This is a genomic window from Clostridium aciditolerans (assembly GCF_016316925.1).
Lineage (GTDB): Bacteria > Bacillota > Clostridia > Clostridiales > Clostridiaceae > Clostridium_AM > Clostridium_AM aciditolerans.
In genome coordinates this window covers 13,096-32,583 of sequence record NZ_JAEEGB010000021.1, presented here as the reverse complement: position 1 = coordinate 32,583, position 19,488 = coordinate 13,096, and the positions used below count along the sequence as shown (strand labels likewise).

General features: G+C 33.7%; 13 protein-coding genes and 1 pseudogene. All 14 read right to left on the bottom strand.

Annotation, left to right across the window (positions count from 1 at the left end; translation table 11 throughout):
- Positions 1-416 precede the first annotated feature (416 nt).
- A pseudogene (locus I6U51_RS16440) lies at positions 417-1,019 on the bottom strand (FAD-dependent oxidoreductase); the annotation flags it as partial.
- An 85-nt stretch (positions 1,020-1,104) separates the two neighbouring features.
- Complete coding sequence (locus tag I6U51_RS16435; RefSeq protein WP_211143665.1) at positions 1,105-2,166, bottom strand: NAD(P)-dependent alcohol dehydrogenase; 1,062 nt, start codon at positions 2,164-2,166, stop codon at positions 1,105-1,107.
- A gap of 269 nt (positions 2,167-2,435) precedes the next feature.
- Complete coding sequence (locus tag I6U51_RS16430; protein WP_211143664.1) at positions 2,436-4,364, bottom strand: sigma-54-dependent Fis family transcriptional regulator; 1,929 nt, start codon at positions 4,362-4,364, stop codon at positions 2,436-2,438.
- A 475-nt stretch (positions 4,365-4,839) separates the two neighbouring features.
- Positions 4,840-6,009: an alanine racemase gene (gene alr / locus I6U51_RS16425; protein ID WP_211143663.1), complete on the bottom strand. Its 1,170-nt coding sequence runs from the start codon at positions 6,007-6,009 to the stop codon at positions 4,840-4,842.
- Between the two features lie 227 nt (positions 6,010-6,236).
- Positions 6,237-7,655: a branched-chain amino acid transporter BcaP gene (bcaP, locus tag I6U51_RS16420; RefSeq protein ID WP_211143662.1), complete on the bottom strand. Its 1,419-nt coding sequence runs from the start codon at positions 7,653-7,655 to the stop codon at positions 6,237-6,239.
- Between the two features lie 127 nt (positions 7,656-7,782).
- The gene (locus tag I6U51_RS16415) at positions 7,783-9,204 is read right to left on the bottom strand and encodes an amino acid permease (RefSeq protein ID WP_211143661.1); all 1,422 of its coding nucleotides are present in this window, start codon (positions 9,202-9,204) and stop codon (positions 7,783-7,785) included.
- A 239-nt stretch (positions 9,205-9,443) separates the two neighbouring features.
- Entirely contained in the window at positions 9,444-10,955 is a 1,512-nt protein-coding gene (locus I6U51_RS16410) for a M20/M25/M40 family metallo-hydrolase (protein ID WP_246517392.1), read from the bottom strand.
- 223 nt (positions 10,956-11,178) lie between these two features.
- Positions 11,179-12,246 carry a 2,4-diaminopentanoate dehydrogenase gene (ord, locus tag I6U51_RS16405; RefSeq protein WP_211143660.1) on the bottom strand — a complete coding sequence of 356 codons (1,068 nt, stop codon included), beginning with the start codon at positions 12,244-12,246 and terminating at the stop codon, positions 11,179-11,181.
- Between the two features lie 40 nt (positions 12,247-12,286).
- Positions 12,287-13,381 (bottom strand): ornithine racemase Orr, encoded by a 1,095-nt coding sequence (orr, locus tag I6U51_RS16400; RefSeq protein WP_211143659.1) that lies wholly within the window; start codon positions 13,379-13,381, stop codon positions 12,287-12,289.
- A gap of 35 nt (positions 13,382-13,416) precedes the next feature.
- Positions 13,417-14,787 carry a GlmL-related ornithine degradation protein gene (locus tag I6U51_RS16395; protein WP_211143658.1) on the bottom strand — a complete coding sequence of 457 codons (1,371 nt, stop codon included), beginning with the start codon at positions 14,785-14,787 and terminating at the stop codon, positions 13,417-13,419.
- A 75-nt stretch (positions 14,788-14,862) separates the two neighbouring features.
- A complete protein-coding gene (gene oraE / locus I6U51_RS16390; protein ID WP_211143657.1) occupies positions 14,863-17,067 on the bottom strand; it encodes a D-ornithine 4,5-aminomutase subunit OraE in 2,205 nt (734 codons plus the stop codon).
- Positions 17,067-17,432, bottom strand: coding sequence for an ornithine aminomutase subunit alpha (locus tag I6U51_RS16385; RefSeq protein WP_211143656.1), 366 nt, complete (start codon positions 17,430-17,432; stop codon positions 17,067-17,069). The genes oraE and I6U51_RS16385 overlap by 1 nt, the downstream gene beginning before the upstream one ends.
- Before the next feature lie 10 nt (positions 17,433-17,442).
- Positions 17,443-18,855 carry a 2-amino-4-oxopentanoate thiolase subunit OrtB gene (ortB, locus tag I6U51_RS16380; RefSeq protein WP_211143655.1) on the bottom strand — a complete coding sequence of 471 codons (1,413 nt, stop codon included), beginning with the start codon at positions 18,853-18,855 and terminating at the stop codon, positions 17,443-17,445.
- Between the two features lie 41 nt (positions 18,856-18,896).
- Positions 18,897-19,187, bottom strand: coding sequence for a 2-amino-4-oxopentanoate thiolase subunit OrtA (ortA, locus tag I6U51_RS16375; RefSeq protein ID WP_211143654.1), 291 nt, complete (start codon positions 19,185-19,187; stop codon positions 18,897-18,899).
- Positions 19,188-19,488 lie beyond the last annotated feature (301 nt).

The window sequence follows — 19,488 nt, the reverse complement described above, 5'->3', positions numbered from 1 at the left end:
TAATTTTCAAGGATCATGTCGGTCTCTATCGACCGCTTACGTAGCTTATCATGTTTATTTTATCTTGTCAAGAACATTCAAAAGATTTTTATTTTCTGTCGTTCTTAACAGCTTTTACATGATATCATGAACAATTTCTTAATGTCAACAACATTTTTCTTGTTAACTTTTGTTCATTTACTTGCCGCTTATCCAAGCGACGAATGTTATTCTATCATCTTTAACGCCATTAAATATTTAAGCTATGTATTATTATTTTAAATTAAGTGAGTTATACTTTATTTTCCTTCAAATATCTCATTTTTTATTATATGGATACGCTAGACATAGTTTTCTTTATATATCTTAATTCTATTTACTAAATTAATAAAACCCTAACAAAAACTATTTGTTTTTATTAGAGTTTTATTTAAGTTTTACTTTAAGAATTCATCAATAGCATTAGCAGCTTTTTTACCTGCTCCCATTGCAAGTATAGCTGTAGCAGCTCCTGTTACAGCATCTCCTCCAGCATATACTCCTGCTCTTGATGTAAGACCAGTTTCATCTTCTGCTACTATACACTTATGCTTATTTATTTCTAAGCCCTTTGTAGTTGAAGATATCAATGGATTTGGTGATGTTCCAAGAGACATTATCACAGTATCAACATCTAGTATGAACTCTGAGCCTTCAACAACAACAGGTTTTCTTCTTCCTGATGCATCTGGTTCACCTAGTTCCATTCTTACACACTTCATGCCCTTAACCCATCCATTTTCATCACCTATGATTTCTGTAGGATTTGTAAGAATGTCTAGTATTACTCCTTCTTCCTTTGCATGATGTACTTCTTCTACTCTAGCTGGAAGTTCTGCTTCTGATCTTCTATACACTATGTTAACTTCTGCTCCAAGTCTTAATGCTGTTCTAGCAGCATCCATAGCAACGTTTCCGCCGCCAACTACAGCTACCTTTTGACCTACTCTTATAGGTGTATCATAATCTTCCTTGAATGCTTTCATTAGATTATTTCTTGTTCCTAAATATAAAAATTAATATACAGTATAAATTAAATTTACACTCTCCCTTGATTACAAAAATTAACAAAGGAGAGTGTAATAATTATTTATCTATTATAACTACTGGTTTAATTAAATCTCTTGGTTTATCCTTCATTAATAAAAGTGCCTCTTCAACATGTTCAAATCCATTAAACACATGTGTAACTAATTTACTTAAGTCAACACGATTATATTTTACAAGGTCTATAAGCATCTCCATTCTAAGACGTCCACCTGGGCAAAGCCCTCCCATTATCTTCTTGTGAGCCATTCCGCATCCCCATTCTAAACGAGGTATTGGAAGAGTGTCTCCACTTCCATGATAGTTAACATTTGATACTACTCCACCAGGCTTAACCACAGCTACTGCCTGTGCTAGTGTTTCAACACCACCACCTGCCATGATTACACGATCTACACCTTTTCCATTAGTTAAGTCCATAATCTGCTTAACAATGTCTCCATTTCTATAATTTACGATATCTGTTGCTCCATAAAATTCTGCAGCTTCAACACAAACTGGTCTGCTTCCAACTCCTATAATTCTACCGGCACCACGCAATTTTGAACCTGCTATTGCCATTAATCCAACTGCTCCAATACCTATTACTGCAACACTTGATCCCAATTGTATATCTGCCATTTCTGCTCCATGAAAACCTGTAGTCATCATGTCTGTTATCATGACTGCACTTTCTAAAGATATTTCATCTGGTAAAAGTGCAAGGTTCATGTCTGCATCATTTACATGAAAATACTCACCAAAAACACCATCTTTAAAGTTTGAGAATTTCCATCCTGAAAGCATACCATTTGAGTGTTGATGGAATCCTGCTTGAGCTTCTAATGATCTCCAGTCTGGAGTTATTGCTGGAACTACAATTCTATCACCAGGTTTAAAATCCTTAACTTCACTACCAACCTCAACAACTTCACCTACAGCTTCATGACCTAAAACCATATTATGTCTATCTCCAATTGCTCCTTCAAAAACAGTATGTATATCTGATGTACACGGAGATATAGCTAATGGACGCACAATCGCATCATATGGACCTGCTACTGGATTCTCCTTTTCAATCCATCCAACATTGTTAATACTTAGCATTGCAAAACCTTTCATGACGACAACCTCCTAATAATTAACTATACTTAATTAATGAAATTATTTTTTCACTATACAAAAGCTATATATTTAACAATCACTTCTTAGCTTTGTACACTTATTTTTAATAAGCAATTGTCATGCCAAAGTTTTAACAAGTTGAAATACCTTGAATTTACACAATATTTTATTATTTTTAAATCCGTTGTAAAAAAATGTTGCAAAAAGCAACATTTTCAGAAAAATTATTGTTGTTTTTTACAACACTGTTGTGTTTTTATACATTTTTAGAGTTGACTTTGCATTTTTTTTAACGACTTAAATTTATTTATTTTTGAATATAATGTACTTCTATTTATACCTAAGACTTTAGAAGCTTTAGTCATATTTCCATTGCATTTATCTATACAATTAATTATTGCTTTTTTCTCCCATTCTTCTAGGGAACACATATTGTATTCTAATGCTTCTATACTATAATTTAATTGTTCTTTTTCTAAAATTTTTGTTTCAAAAGTAAAAGAAGTACTCCCATCCATATTTACAATATTTTCGATACAATTTTCCATTTCCCTAACATTCCCAGGCCAAGTATAGTTTATAAGCTTTTCATATATATCGTATCTTATTTTCGGTATAGGTTTGCCTAATTTAATAGCTTTAGCTTTTAAGAAATGATTTATAAGTATCTCTATATCCCCTTCTCTTTCTCTTAGTGGAGGCACATATATGGGAATTACACTTAATCTATAATATAGATCTTCACGGAAGGTACCCTTCTCTACTTCCTTTTTTAAATCCTTGTTTGTAGCTGCGATAATTCTTACATCCACATTTATATGTTTACTTCCACCTACTCTTGTAACACACCCCTCTTGTAATACTCTTAAAAGACTTACCTGCATATCCAAAGGCATTTCCCCTATTTCATCTAAAAATAAACTGCCTCCACTAGCAAGCTCAAATTTTCCAGGATGTCCTCCTCGCTTTGCACCTGTGAAAGCACCTTCTTCATATCCAAAGAGTTCACTTTCTATAAGGCTTTTCGGTATAGCTCCACAATTTATTGCTACAAAGCCATTATTTCTTCTGTTACTGTTATTATGAATTGACTGAGCAATAAGTTCTTTCCCTGTCCCACTTTCTCCTTGAATAAGTACTGTAGAAGGACTATTTGATATACCTTTTGATTGTTCTTTTACCTTTAAAATTTTTTCACTTTTGCCAACTATATCATCAAAAGTATAAGTAGCAGTCTTACCTGTATACTTGTTAACTAAATTATATACATTTTGCATATCCTTAAACATACCTACCATACCTGTTATATTGCCAACTTTATTTCTTATAGGATACACAGTTAAATTAAACCTTTTCTTTCCACTACCATCAGCACTACCAGAATACATGATTTCTTTATTCTCATAAGCCTCTCCTGTTCTAAGCTGATCAAGTATATATTCCCAGTTATCTAAAATATTGCCCACATTTTTGTTTATAATCTCTTCCTCTTTAAGCTCTAACATATTAAATGCACTATTATTCATAGCTCTTATTGCTCCATTAGTGTCTACGGCAAAAATTCCTGAATCTATAGAATTCATGACTTTATTTAAATATTGATAAGCCTTAAATAGCTCATTTTGAGTTTTTTCAACCTTTAGCTGATTTTCAATAGATTTTACCGCTGCAGCTACAAGACCTAAGGTATGAGGATGGGCTAATTGGCGCCTTCCTGTTAAGTTAAGACATCCGATTATATCTCCATATTCATTATGAATAACCGCAGCAGAGCACGTCCAAGCATAATATGCAGTTATAAAATGATCTTCTCCTGAAGTTTGAACTGAGCAATTCTCATAAAGCGCTGTACCTATAGCATTAGTGCCAGTGCTTTTTTCACTCATATCTGAGCCAACAACAATTCCTGTTTTTGCTTGATCTTCTATTATATCCTCGTCCCCTATTATAGTAAGAACTATACCATCCTTATCTGTTATATATAGTGAAAATCCAGAGCCTCTTAAGAAGTCATAAAGTATTTCCATAAATGGCTTTGCAACTTTTATCAACTCATTATTTCTTTCTAAGATTATATTAAATTCTTTACCTTTAAATATCTTTACAGGAAAAACTCTATCCTTTTCTATACCATATTTGATACATCTGCGGTGTGATTTATTTAATATTTCGCAATAACTACCTATTTCAAACATTTGGTACCACCTCATTTATATTTATAAGAATTAAACTTAATAATAACTCTCGTCCATTTTATTTTAAGACTAAACAAATCAAAAACCATTACCACTCAAATTTCTACGTACCCATAGAAATAATTCTTCTAATATACTTATTATGTAAAACCAATTAGTTTATTAATATTATTGGGAGATATATAATTATGATTTTGTGTGAATCGCTTTCACAGAGTGCGGGGGAGTATTAGAGCGGGTAGTCATCGGATAAACAGAATTACTTCCTCTTTAAAAAGCTGTTTAAGTAAATTATATCATCGAAGATTGAATTTTAAAATAATAATGTGTAGAATAATGATTCTTATTGGTATATTGCAAACTTTTTTGCATAATGAAGAAGATGACTCCTATTCAGCACAGAAATCATCTTCCATATTTACTATAATCTTTTTAAATATGGATTAGGTAGTTCGCAATTGCTAAGAAATTAGACTTATACAGCTAAATAATTCTTCACCTTTACTATTTTTTCACCTCTTACATATACCCTCGGAACCCTTCTGCTAAACATACATATTACTTCACCTAAGCTAGTACCTAACATCGCCTTTATGTCTTCAAGAGTTATACTTAAATTGCCATCACTCCCCATTAGTATTACCTCATCTCCTATTTGAACATCTCCTAAGTTTGTAACATCAATCATACATTGATCCATACATATTGTTCCTATAATAGGAGCAAATTTACCCTTTACTATCACTTTTCCTTTTCTAAAAAAACGCCATGAATAGCCATCAGCACAACCTACAGGTAGGGTAGCAATTTTACTCTTTCTTTCTGTTATGAATTTCCTTCCATAGCTTATTGAGGTCCCAGCTTCCACTTCTTTAACATGTATAATATTCGCTTTCACTGACATCACGGGTTTTAAGTCAATTCTAGATTTCATTATCTCTTCACCTGGATATAAACCATATTGTATTGCCCCTGGTCTGACACCGTCCAAATAAGTTTCTGGTAGATCGATTATAGCAGCACTGTTCGCAGCATGTTTAAAATTAATCCTTACATTTCTACGTTCAAGCATATTCACAAAATGATTAAACTTTGCATATTGCTCATAAGTATATAATTTATCTTTTTGGTCCGCAACAGAAAAATGTGTAAACATCCCCTCTAGTTTAATTCCTGGCAGCATACTTATTTGTTTTACAATGTCAGCACTTTCTTCACTAGGTAAAAACCCTATTCTTCCCATGCCAGTGTCAACGGCTATATGCAACTTACCTGTCTTTCCAATCTCTACGGCAGCATCCGAAATTGCTTTAGCAAGTTCATATGAGAAACAAGTTTGGCTTATATTATTGTTTATCAGAATTTTTGCCATATTAGAAGGAGTGTATCCCAATATCAATATAGGATTATCAATACCAGCATTCCTAAGTTCCAATGCCTCGTCTAGTATCGCTACCCCCAGCCATCTTATTCCATTTTCTAAAAGTATATTTGTAAGTTCAATAACCCCATGACCATACGCATCAGCTTTAACAATCGCTATATATTCCCTTTCATTTTTTAAAAGTCGCTTTATCTCTCTTACATTATGTTCAAAATTATCCAAGTTTATCTCAGCCCATAGAGGTCTAAATTCATTGAACATTATCTACTCCCCTTTTTTAAATCGCTTGAAGCAAATAAAGAAGATAAATAGCCATCTTCTGATTCCTATATAATTAGGCTTAATAACCATTTTTCTATTTTATTACTCATTTTATTTAAAAATAAAACGCCCCCTTAAAGTAAATTAAATAGACCTTTTTTATCTGTATCCATTACTATAAAGGAGCATCTTTTTAAAATTTATAGTTATCTATGAACTCATAAATATTACATTCCCAATTTTTGAGATTTTTCCATAACACTGTGTGATTTACTATATGCAAAGTATATTACAATTCCTATAGCTATCCATATTGCAAATACAACTTTAGTAAAATGCGGCAATTCCCAAATTAAATAAAAACAAAACATCATAGCTATGCTTGGAATTATAGGAACTGCCGGACATCTAAACGGCCTCTCAATATCAGGTCTTCTCTTTCTGAGAACTATTGCTGATGCTGAAACTATAATAAAAGCTATAAGGGTTCCCATGTTTGCCATTTCAGCTAGCCTCATTACCGGTAATACTCCAGAAAAACACATTGATATAATAGCTACTAATATTGTACTATTTACAGGAGTTCTATATTTAGGATGAACAGTTGAAAATACCTGTGGAAGTAATCCGTCTCTTGACAATGCGAATAATATACGAGTGCACCCATACATTGTAACTAATAATGCAGAAGTTAATCCACATACGGCTCCAACGGATACTAGCGCCGATCCCCATGTAATACCAACTTGAAGGAGAGCGTATGCAACTGGTGCTGCTGTAGTCTTATATATAAGATAAGGAAGAACTCCAGTCAGTGTAGCTGCAACAAGTATATACAATACTGTGCAAACTATAAGAGAACCAACTAAGCCAATTGGCAAATCTCTCTGTGGATTCTTACACTCTTCAGCTGCACAGGAAACTGCATCAAATCCCACATATGCAAAGAATATAACTGCCGCACCTTTAAATACACCACCAACACCATAGGGGAAGAATGGATTCCAGTTAGCTGGTTTAATATGTCCCACTGCTAAAATGATAAATAGAATTATAACACCTAATTTAAGTATAACTAGAAAATTATTTAACTTAACACTCTCTGTAATACCCCTTATTAACAGCAGCATCATAACAAATACAATAAGAACTGCTGGTAAATTAATTATTCCACCATTCTGGCCAAAAGGATTGCATATTGCTGCAGGAAAGTGTATTCCAAATGATCCTAAAAGTGTTACCAAATATCCTGACCACCCCACTGCAACAGTTGATAAACCTATCATATACTCAAGAGCCAAATCCCATCCTATAATCCATCCCCAAATTTCACCTAGTCCAACATAGCCAAATGTATATGCGCTACCTGCAATAGGAATCATACTTGCAAGCTCTGCATAGCATAAAGAGGCGAACACACAAGTGAGACCTGAGACAATGAATGAAAGAATCAACGCTGGTCCCGCATAGTTTGCAGCCGCAACTCCCGGAAGTACAAATATTCCAGTACCAATAACGGCACCAATCCCCAAAAATACCAATTCAACTGGTCCAAGAACCTTTTTAAGTGCTCTGTCACCTGACGCCCCTGCTAATAAATCTTCAATAGATTTAGTTCTAAATATAGAATTACTATTTGCTGACATTATAAACACCCCTTTCATTTTTAATGTTTATAAAACACAAAAATACAAACCAACTATATCATGTACCTTAAAATCAAATATCACCTAGAATTTAGTCGTTATTTACTACACAATAGAAGCATACAATTTAAATTTCTTCTTTATTTTCCTCTTTATTTACCTCTAAATTATTAGTTGAATCACATAATGTACTATGTCTTGCTCCATACAAGAAATAAATTGCTATACCTACTATCGTCCATACTCCAAATCTAATCCAAGTAACTCCCGGTAAACTATACATGAGATAAAAACAGAATAATACCGTTAAAATCGGTGTAAAAGGAACACCTGGGCATTTAAACTTTCTTTCTACATTCGGCATAGTTCTTCTTAAAATAATAACTCCTATAGATACAATTATAAATGCAGATAAAGTTCCTATATTACACAAATCCATAAGTACAGTCAGTGGTAAAAATCCTCCTATAACAGCTGTTAACGCACCTGTTGCTATAGTACATATTCCAGGTGTTCCATGTTTTTTAGATATTCTAGCTAGTGATTTCGGTATTAATCCATCTCTTGACATAACCATGAATATTCTAACTTGTCCGTATATAGTTACAAGAAGAGTAGAAATCATTCCTATAACAGCTCCTACACCAACAAGTGCTGAACCCCAAGTTATTCCTATTCTTCTCAAAGCAGCAGGAAGAGCATTATCTACATCAATTTCTTTAAAAGGAACCATTCCTGTAAGTGTTAATGAAACAGCTACATATAATATGATAATTACAGTTAAACAAATAGTTAAGCCAAGGGGGATATCTCTTTTAGGGTTGATTGTTTCTTCTGCTGCAGTAGAAACAGCATCAAAGCCTATATACGCAAAGAATATAATTGCAGCAGCTGACATTATTCCTTTAGTTCCGTAAGGTGAAAATGGATGATAGTTAGCAACATTTATATGCGTTGCTCCAAGAACTATAAAAACAATAATTACAGATACCTTTATAAAAACTATTATATTATTTACTTTTGCACTTTCAGATACACCAATATAAAGCAGCCATGTTATAAAAGCAATAACTAAGACAGCAGGTAAATCTACCATTCCACCAACCAGTGGAGACTTTATTAGCATTGCAGGTAAATGAATGTTGTAAGCTTCAAAAATTCCAACTAAAGTTGATGACCATCCTGATGCAACAGCCGCCGCAACAACAGTATACTCAAGTATCAAGTTCCAACCAATTATCCATGCTATAATCTCACCAAAAGCAACATAGGTATAAGAATAGGTACTTCCCGCAACTGGAAACATGGTAGCAAGTTCTGCATAAGTAAGAGCACATAGGGCACTGGTTATTGCTGCTACTATATAGGATATTGTAACTGCAGGACCAGCCAGCTGTGCCCCCTGACCTGTAGCAACAAATATACCAGTTCCTATTACTGATCCAATCCCAAGAGCTGCTATATCAAATGCAGTTAGTTGTTTTTTCAGACCACTACCTTCTATCGCCTCTTTAAAGTCCGCTACGCTCCTTTTTCTAAATATGTTCATAAAATAGCCCCCTTAAATTTATTAAAAAATTTTTATTTACCAATGCCCTATAACTTAAACCAATTAAACATACAATTTATTCCTATACACCTTTAATATTAACATCGCTAATGTACAGGCACACTAAGAAGAGAGTTAATTATGTGCTTATATAGCTCTGGTATTACATTTAAAGAGTAGGTCACATTTAGTCTTTCAGTACACTTATGAAAATCCTTACCTTCTCCTCCAAATACTACTCATGGAATATCAAGTTTACTTAAATCTTCTAATGGCAAATCATAATTCACTCCATATCCAACAATATTAGAAGACAGATTATCTAAATCTATATTTTTGTCACACCCTGCATAGCTTAGATCCGATATAGCCATGAAAAAATCATCCTTAATAATTTTTTCATTGAATTTTTCATCAGCATATTCTATTGTTGCATTTATAGCATCTATAAATTTTCTACTCTTTTCATCTTTATCTTCTAAATATCTATGAGGATAGTATGGAGGAATAAAAGAAACTATTATCATAGGCCTTTTATTTTCATACTTTTCATAGGTTTCTTTTACTATATTTATGGCTATGGTTTGATTGTCCTTTTTCTCTTTTTTCCAAATCTCAACTTTTTCTTTAATATAACTTTCAAAATCTTTATTCTTTGCCTTAACTTCTGAAAGCAATTTTTTATAAGACATAACACAAGGTTCCACTTCAATATATTGAGTTTCTTCACAGTACATTTTCATATAATTTTCTCTTTTTTCTTTAGCACTATTTAAAACATTGCTAAATGCCTTAAATGCTAACTTTTCTAAATCGCTTATAATCTTCTCCTCTGACATATTAAGGGTTAATATATTATAATATGCTGCTGCTAATAGAGGACTTTGCACAGAGTATAGTTCCTTTAAATCTGTTTGTTTTAGCGCCATAGGTGGTGGGGTGACAGTTTTGTTAACCTTATCGCAGAAATCTGGATTACCTTCTAATAGTCTATTTATTTCTGATACCAATGCGTTAGGATTTAAGCCCTTAAAAGACTCTCCTACATGTGTTTCTTTGCCTACACAGAAGAATAAAGGCATTACTTTACCTACACTTCCCATATATATTCTTTTGAATTTCTCATCTTTATTTTTAGGTATACTACATTCAGATACAATTGCACCAACATAGTTATATCCCATTTTCTCCTGAAGATTTACAAGAAAAGGAACTGAGGCTATCATCCCCTCAGAATTACTTTCTTCTCCTGGTACTCCTAAAAACAATATGTTTCCCCTGAAATTTCTATTCTCGCTAAATTCTCTTATCATCTCAATATCTATAGCAATCCCTGATTTCATATCTGCAGTTCCTCTTCCGAAGATCCATTTGCCAGATTTAAGATCTACTAGTGCCTCATTGTCTAAAGTTAACTCATTAATTCTTTTTGTACATTCTTCTACATTAAAAGCAATATCTTTTAATTGTCCATATTCTTCTACTTCAACTACATCTATATGTCCTGTTAATATTATTGTATCTTTTGACTCATACTTTCCATTTACAAGAGCCCATACAAATTTTCTTCCTAAAGAATCTCCTTCTATTTCTCCTAGTCCGAAATTATTCTTATTTTCTTTAAAATAAGGAATTTCCGATAATATATTGTATATTTTTTGAGATATAAGATTTTCACCCTCTGTACCTGATACACTTGGAACTGATACTAATTCCTTTATTGTGCTATAAATTTTTTCTTGTAATCTCAATTTTATGCCCCCCATTTTTATTAAATTATTTAATTATGAGCAGAAAATATTGACATATGATATATACGTCAATATTTTCTATTCACTTTCAAAATTAAATTTATATAGAACTACTACAATATAGTTATCATTATCACTTGCAAATTTTGCAGCTATTCTTATTATGTTTCAAAGGAAGCTGGCTTTTCTGTATTATTCATAACACTATTTTTACCTATATATACTATTCTTTAAGACAATTACTCTCTATTTTTATAAAGTCTCTAAAGTCTCCCATAATAGCTCTTGGAACTGGAAGATCTATCATTGTCTTAAGGCCTGCATCAGCATTAATTATGTGAGGAATCATATTTACACACATAGCAATTGTTCCTATTCCTCCATCAACTTCTGGCTTGTTTGCCATATGAATAGCTGGGTTTCCCTTAATTGTTATATAATCTCCTGTTTCTGTTCCTTCCATTTCTGGTTCAATCTGCTGTGGATGAATTAAATCTATTTTAACATCTCCATCTACCCATCCCTGAGCTGTCATACTAACACCAGCAACATCTCCAGCCTTTGCAAATCCAAATGGTGATTTTCTGTCAATTGTTGTAACTATAGGTTTCACTTGTTGCTCAAATTTTTCAATCTTCCAGCCAAGTCCATCAGCAATCATTGCTGCTGATTCAGCAAAGCCAACATGTCCAGAAAGTGTACCATCTTTAACTCCATTCTCAAATTCTTCAACAGTAGTACCAACACCCTGTTCCTTCATAACAAATGGTCCAAATGGTGATAAACTATTTACTCTTTTTGCTTCAATATGTTCAACATCTTCCATACATCCAGTTAGGCAAAGCACAAGTAGATCCATCATAAGACCTGGATTTATACCAGTACCAAGTATGCTAACCCCATTTTCTTTAGCAATTTTATCAAGTTCTGAAGCAACCTCTGGATCTTGAGCATATGGATATGCCATTTCTTCTGCTGTTGAAATTACATTTACTTTATTTTCAAGTACAACCTTTAATTTTGGAAATGCTTCTTTTGTAAATGAATCTGTAGCACAAAGACATACATCTGGATTTGTCTCAGTTAATATTTTTTCAATATCAGGATTTATTATAACTTCTGGTCTATCTCCTCTTTCCATTTCCAATAATTCATACATACTCTTTCCTATTTTTTGACCTCTAGCACATACTCCAACAATGTCTACACCTTTTTTCTTTAAAAGCATTTTTGCCATACCACTACCCATTGCTCCAAATCCCCAAATTACAACTCTTACATTTCTTTTCATAATAATTCCTCCTAAATATATTTAATTTAATTTTTACCTTTTAAGACATACTAGCTAAAGCCAGTTCTTCTTCATAATATTTTTTTACATAGTATGAAGTCATAGCAGCAAGAAGACATCCATAATCCATTTTAAAATCTATGATATCTCCTACCTTAAGATGTCTTGTACTATCTGTAACGTCTAAAATCAAATGATCACTGCTAGCACCAAAAATACTTATATTATTATCCAAAGGAATAAGTCCATCTACTTTTATGTCCTGTCTACCTATAGCTACAATAGCTCTTTTTCGTATTCCTTTATCTTCGAAACTAGGTTTTTGGCCAAAAGCGTCCATACCTATCTTTCCTTTAGGAACAGTTGGCTTATTTTTTATTTCTACTATTTCTCCACTTAATATGAAAGCATCATCATAACAACCAGGTATTAATTTCCCAAAGGATGTTTCTCTTCCTAATACAATACCTTCACCAACTCTTAATTGATTAACTCCCTCTGGTATAGTATTATCCATAACCATATAAAGACTGCTTGAATTACCACCTGAGATTATTGGTAACTCTATATTACATAAAGCTTTAATCTCATTTTTTAATCTTATAAGTTTGCCTAGGTTATCTTTATCCGGAAGAACTCCACCGTAGCATGTAACATTAGTGCCTAAACCTATAAGACTTATGCTGTCTAGTTTTAATATTTCCTCAACTACAGCAACAGCATCTTCCTCAAGTACACCTTCTCTCAGGTCTCCAACATCTATCATCAATATAATATTGTGTTTTTTATCTAATCTTTTAGCTGCTTTTGCTAAGGTCTTTATAGTATCCAATTCAGAATTTAAACTTATATCACTATACCTGACAACTTCCTTCGCTTCGCTTTCCATAGAAATCCTTAGTAAAGTTTTTCTACAGCTTAAATTACTCATCTTTTTTAAGTTTTGTATTCTTGAATCTCCAATGTCTGTGATCCCCCCATCTAATATAGCCTGTACTATAGGGGACTCCGCACAAAAAACTTTAGTAACTCCAATAACATCTATTCCTTTTTTATTACACAAAGATAGTATCTGCTTTGCATTGTGTGTCACTTTTGAAAGATTTACATCTATACAAGGGTACTCCTTCCTCATAATAGCTTCTCCTTTTACTATTAAATGCTAATTAATTATTCAAGCTCTTTAATAATGCTATCTAAATTTAAGCTCTGTCTTAAAAGCGCTTCTGCTGCCTCCTTATCTTCTTTGCTCAATACTCCTGCGCAGGCCATTATATAATCCTTATCTATTAAAGCTTTAGCGCCTCTTCTTGGAAGCATAGTGATGTCATCCTTTAAATACCTTATTTCTAAGAGTGTTCTTGCACCATTAGGAAGCCTTGTTAGTGCACCACCGGTTCCTATTATATATTTAACCTGTGATAAATCCTTTCCATAAGCTATAAAGCCGCTTTCCCCGCTGTATTTTCTTTTTATAGTTCCTATATGTCTATTTACAGCTACATCTACAGCTTTTTTAGTAAGCAAACAACTGGCTTTTATATCCTCTTCTTCAATAGGGATAGCTTTTATATGATCAGCAATATACTCCTTATTTAATTCTCCAAGATCTCTTATATCAAGCAATTCTATTACGTTTTTGCTATTCACAAAAATCCCTAAATCTCCCTCTACTGTCCTTTTAGCTTTTGGCTCTGGATTTACTAACATATCTAGAATCACTTTACTGCCTTCGGTAACAGAATGTACATCTGTTGTAGCTCCTCCCACATCTAATACCACTAAGTCTCCTATTTTGTCATAGAGGATTTTTGAACTTTCCATTACAGCACCAGGAGTTGGCATTATGCTTCCATCCACCAGTTGCTTAATTTTATTCATGCCTGGAGCTTTTATAATGTTTTTTTCAAAGGCATCCTGTATTATCTTTCTTGCAGGCTCTACATTTAACTCATCTACTCTTGGATATACATTGTCTATAATATATAGCTCTTGACCTTCAAATATTTCCTTTATTTCTTCTCTATTTTCAATATTGCCACAATACACTATTGGTTTATTAAACTTTTCTGCACTTATAAGTTCTGCATTAAAAATTGCAGTCTCTCTTTCTCCATAATCTGTGCCACCAGCAATCATTATCATATTAGGATCAATGTCATATATTCTTTTTATATCGCTCTTCCTCATTTTTCCAGCAGTAACCATTTTAATAATGCCACCGGCCCCTAAGGCAGCTTCCTTTGCTGCCTTAACAGTCATCTGTTCCATGAGGCCGTGTACAGTAATTTTTAGCCCACCAGCTGCACTGCTGGTGGCTAACATTTTTCGCCACAAAAGCGATTCATTTATTTTATTTTCAATATCTTTTATTGCGTTTTTTAGTCCTATATTCACGTCACCATCCAGAACTGTCGTACATGCTTTACCCTGAAAAGGAGTGTCTACAAAAATTTTGTCATTCTTATCGCGATGCACATTAAAAGCCGTTACTAAAGTAGTAGTACTGCCTATTTCTGCAACTAAATAATCAACTTCCATAAGATTCCCTCCTGTTTCAATTGCTGCCTCTACCTTATGATGTAATTTATAAATATACGTTTTTTAAGCTACTTCTTATTCCTCTTCATCCGGATTCACACCCATTAGCTTCTTAATAATAAAGGATGCTACATCTGTACCATTTGAACCTCTTCCAAAACCAACATCCATACCATGTGCTTTTGCAATCTCATCAGTTACTTGGGTTCCACCGGATACAAGTATCAATTTATCTCTTACACCTTTTTCTACGCACAAGTCATGAAGCTTTTGCATATTCTTTGTATGAACATCATTGTGGGTTATTATTGTACTGCACAATATCGCTTGAGCCCTTGATTCTATTGCCGCATCAACAAGCTTTTCTACAGGGCAGGAGGTACCAAGATAAATTGCCTCTATACCAAACTTTTCAACCCCTCCGTGTTTAATATCTATAACTTCTCTTAATCCTACAGAGTGTTCATCCTCTCCCACAGTAGCTGCAACAACTTTTATTGGATTTTCTTTAACATAATCTCTCATTACATCTGGAGGTAGAGTTTTTCTTCTCTTTGGTAAGGAAAGCTCATCTCGTTTTACAGGTATAAAATCGCATACGCCCTTAATTTCTACTAGAGTTCCTTCTGACATCTGTAAAACTTGTTTATGAATAATTTCTACATCTTTTAAATTCATTCTCTTTCCCATTTCAAGTGCAGCAGCTTCGCTTATTTGTTCATTTTCAGGTATGCATAATGTAACTTTTACATATCCATCTTTTGCCCACTGAACTTCTGGAATCACTGTACCATCTTCTTTAATTCTCTCTAACCTTTTGAATACGTTGTCATTTTCATCAAGTTCATCGATGTATTTAATCTTTGAATGATCACATAATGTGCATCCATTTATAGCATCACATGCATTCTTATATTCAATAGGGATGTTATTATATCCAAAATGAGCACAAACAGGTGCAAAGTAATCTTTGTCTCTTTTTACTATGGTTCCGACAGCATCTCCGCCATCTATCTTTCTTGCTATACCGTCACCATTTCTCTCAGGATATTCTCCTGAATCTACAAAGAATCCGGAATCCACTGCTTTAAAGTATCCACCAACTTCAATCATTTCCTCTAAGAATAGAATAGCTCTTTCTTTTAATTCTCTTACTTTTTCTGGTAGATAGCCCTCTTTTCTTAGCTCTACCATCTCCATCAGTCCATCCATACCAATAAAGGCCTGCTTAGCAGTATTTACAGCATGTATATTATTATAATGCCACGGAACATTTCTTCCCTCGTCAGGGGTTATTGTGCTTTGAATATCTGCAGAAGTTAACTGTGATATCAATAGATTTAAAGTATGTCCTACAGTAGCTTCTCTTTCACAGGACTCTATATATTTTGTGTTCATTTGTGCTCTCATTTTATATTTGCTAAATAACTCTCTTAATGCTACTGCATATGGTAAATCATATTTCATACATGGTGCTGGCGCGGATGTTGGAGGAACCGTTGAAAGAGCTATATTCTCTGGCTTCATTCCAACTAACTCTGAAAACTTAGCATTTATAGCATGCTGTACCATTAGTTCTGGCATTACATTATAGCCTTTCATTGCTGTAGCATTGGCATTGTGAGCTCCATCTATCTGCAGCATGTCTGCCCAAATCATTATTCTTTTCGCTACTGCTGCATCTACAAAGGATCTGAACATATTAACATTTCTATAAAGCACATTATACTGAGGATCCTGGTGAGCTCCATTTACTCCCTCTTCAGCAAACATAACAGCTATGTCAGGACCAGCCACTCCAGATACGTAAGAATGAAAATTTATTTTTCTTCCTACTTCTTCTTCTATTAAATCTATAGCTTTTCTTGTTGCTCTAACTTGCTTCCTTGTAATAGGCACACCACCTATTCCTTCTGGAGTACCTTCTATTAATCCATCAAAGTGACTTTGTCCTGCTGTTCTTATTACCATAAGGTGATCTGCACCATGCCATGCTGCCATTCTCATTCTTCTTATATCATCTTCAAACCTTCCGGAAGCTATTTCCGTGGTAATAATCGGTTGTGGCTGTGGATCAATGCTATTAAAGCTTCTTGCAGCTGGAAGCGGCTGACTATTTTTTAAAGATTTAGATATCTCACTATAAGTAAACTCACCAGCTTTTCCTTCTTCATTTTTTTCTCTCCAGTGCCAACCTCTCCACTTTGGTTCATATTTGTCTAAATCTCTTAATATTTCTTCTATATCTATTTTCTTATTTGCCTCTAATCTCTCAATCATTACTTGTCACCGCCTTTCATTTTGTCAATAACTAAATCCCAACCTACACCTTTTGCTAATTCTTCCCCTGCATTTAAATAATTAATATTTTTTATTTTTGCATAAGTTAAAACTACATTGCCCATTCCTTTATCTAATAAATTCCATTTTACTCCATAATCGACTATTGGCTGTGCATCTAAACTGGAAAATCCCATTCTCAAGAGCACTGAACGTTCAATTGCTGGTGATGTATGTGTATATGCCAAGTCTACTAAGGGCTTTATAATTTGCTCTGTTAAATCCCAAAATCTTTCATATAACTGTTCGTCACTTAAATCTTTTAAATGCTGTCTTCTTATTTCAAAATCACTTTCCCTTTTCATACATTTCCTCCTACTCTATACTTATATTATTTTCTTTTAATAACTCTTTAGTTTCTCTTAATGATAACTTAGTTTCTTCTAACAGGAATTTAAGATCTCTTTGCTCAATTTCATTTCCCTTTATTCTCTTTAAAGAATTTCTTATATATGAATTTCTTAACTCTTTCATATTTGCATCTGTTACTGACACTAATGAAGGATGAGAAGGTAATATTATGTTCTTACCAGGAACTTCTTCCTTTGGATTACCTATAATGATTTCAATACCATTTTCTTTTGCAAAATTAAGCTGAGCTATAGGATGTTTTCCTGCTCCTGTGTATTCAGTTTCTTGAACAACTATTATTTCATCATTGTCATATTCTTGCGCAATTGCAAAAGCAGCAGCCAGTGATGTATTTCCTGCTGGACCTCTTTCTAAGCCCTCTAGTTGAGCCAGCACTTCAGTCATCCAGAATACTTCACCCTGGCTTATAGTTACATATCTATCCATATATCTTAATGGTCTTGCTGCACTTCTCGGAACATCTGATCTATCAGGGTTCGTCATGAAGGGAATGCCAAACCCCGTGTGCCCTGTAGTAAAGGATTTCTTATTGAAGGCTATATCTGATGCCATATGAAGACCGCTTAAATCTACAGATGCACCTATTATTTTTGTATCTAACGCTCCTGCTTTTATTAGGCCTCTAGCTGTACCAGTAACATTGCCACCTCCTGCATGTGTTGCCACTACAGCACTAGGGTCTCTTTCAAACTTTTCTCTGCATTTTTCTGCTATCTCATAACCTAATGTTTCTACTCCAGCTATTCCATAGGAGGAATATAAGGATGCATTATAATATCCTGTATCTTCAAGTATTTTCAGATATGTGTAAAATAACTCTGGCCCAACAGTAAGCCTAACAACTTCTGCTCCATAACCCTCACACTTTCTTCCTTTTTCTATGATTTCAGGCTGTCCAATTTTTCTTGAATCATAGCATTCATTTGCTATTATGCATTTGAGTCCTCTTATATTAGCTTGAGAGGCCACTGCTGCACCATAATTACCAGAAGTAGCTGCCGCTACGCCTTTATAACCTCTTTTCATGGCATCATACACAGACACTGATGCTCTTCTATCTTTAAAGCTTCCCGATGGATTACAGCTCTCATCTTTTATAAATATTCTAGCAGCCTTACCTGTTTTAGAAACCTTTCTTGCTAACTTTGTTATGTTTTTAAGTTCTATTAACGGAGTATTTCCAACCCCAGCCTCTTTTTGAATTTCTCGAACTTCCTCTAAACAATATCCTACATCTCTCATAAGGCCTTCATAATTAAATGAAAGTTTTCCAGTTTCATATTTATCAAAATCAATCCCAACGGATTTAAGCATGATTTGACTCTTTCTTGCCATAAGTTCTTCATACTTATTCATTATTTATTACCCCCTTCTTTTCTTAAATGCAGGCTTAGCAATTACTCTTTTATGATGTCTCTAACTTGTTTTCCCACATAGCTTAGTTCTTGAACATATTTTCCAAAGGAATGATCATATCCTGGTTCAACCTCAACAACTTTTCCTCTTGCAATTCTTCCTACATTTGTTTCAACTTCTACCTCGCCACCAATTTCACAGTCCTGTAAACAGTTTCCTCTTATCCAGCACTTAAGTGGTGTTTCTTTAGTTTCTTCAGGTATACTTTGAGATCTCTCTTTTGGTGTTAAAACAGTCTCTTCAATTTCTACCCATGTACCCTTTTTTATCATATACTCTTCACCTACCACATAAAAAATTTTAACTTAAATAAATTAGCCTACTATTGTGTATACATCTCATAGTGATTTCCTAGGCAAAATTTTATTTACTTTTATGTATTACTTATATAGCAATTGCCATGCCAAATAAAAAAGCATGCATTTTGGCCTCGTCCCAAAATACATGCATAAATTAAGGAAAAATTTTTTGCACTATTTATTTAAATATTTTTAATAGAATTAAACAAGCTTACTAATACACACATAAAACCCAATTATTGTAAAAGCAAACTTTTTTGCATGTCTAGCAAAG

Coding starts and splice junctions, on each gene's coding strand:
- I6U51_RS16435 (WP_211143665.1), bottom strand. CDS start 2,166: ATGAAAGGTTTTGCAATGCTAAGTATTAACAATGTTGGATGGATTGAA.
- I6U51_RS16430 (WP_211143664.1), bottom strand. CDS start 4,364: ATGTTTGAAATAGGTAGTTATTGCGAAATATTAAATAAATCACACCGC.
- alr (WP_211143663.1), bottom strand. CDS start 6,009: ATGTTCAATGAATTTAGACCTCTATGGGCTGAGATAAACTTGGATAAT.
- bcaP (WP_211143662.1), bottom strand. CDS start 7,655: ATGTCAGCAAATAGTAATTCTATATTTAGAACTAAATCTATTGAAGAT.
- I6U51_RS16415 (WP_211143661.1), bottom strand. CDS start 9,204: ATGAACATATTTAGAAAAAGGAGCGTAGCGGACTTTAAAGAGGCGATA.
- ord (WP_211143660.1), bottom strand. CDS start 12,246: ATGAAAAGAAATGTAAGAGTTGTAATTTGGGGATTTGGAGCAATGGGT.
- orr (WP_211143659.1), bottom strand. CDS start 13,381: ATGAGGAAGGAGTACCCTTGTATAGATGTAAATCTTTCAAAAGTGACA.
- I6U51_RS16395 (WP_211143658.1), bottom strand. CDS start 14,787: ATGGAAGTTGATTATTTAGTTGCAGAAATAGGCAGTACTACTACTTTA.
- oraE (WP_211143657.1), bottom strand. CDS start 17,067: ATGATTGAGAGATTAGAGGCAAATAAGAAAATAGATATAGAAGAAATA.
- I6U51_RS16385 (WP_211143656.1), bottom strand. CDS start 17,432: ATGAAAAGGGAAAGTGATTTTGAAATAAGAAGACAGCATTTAAAAGAT.
- ortB (WP_211143655.1), bottom strand. CDS start 18,855: ATGAATAAGTATGAAGAACTTATGGCAAGAAAGAGTCAAATCATGCTT.
- ortA (WP_211143654.1), bottom strand. CDS start 19,187: ATGATAAAAAAGGGTACATGGGTAGAAATTGAAGAGACTGTTTTAACA.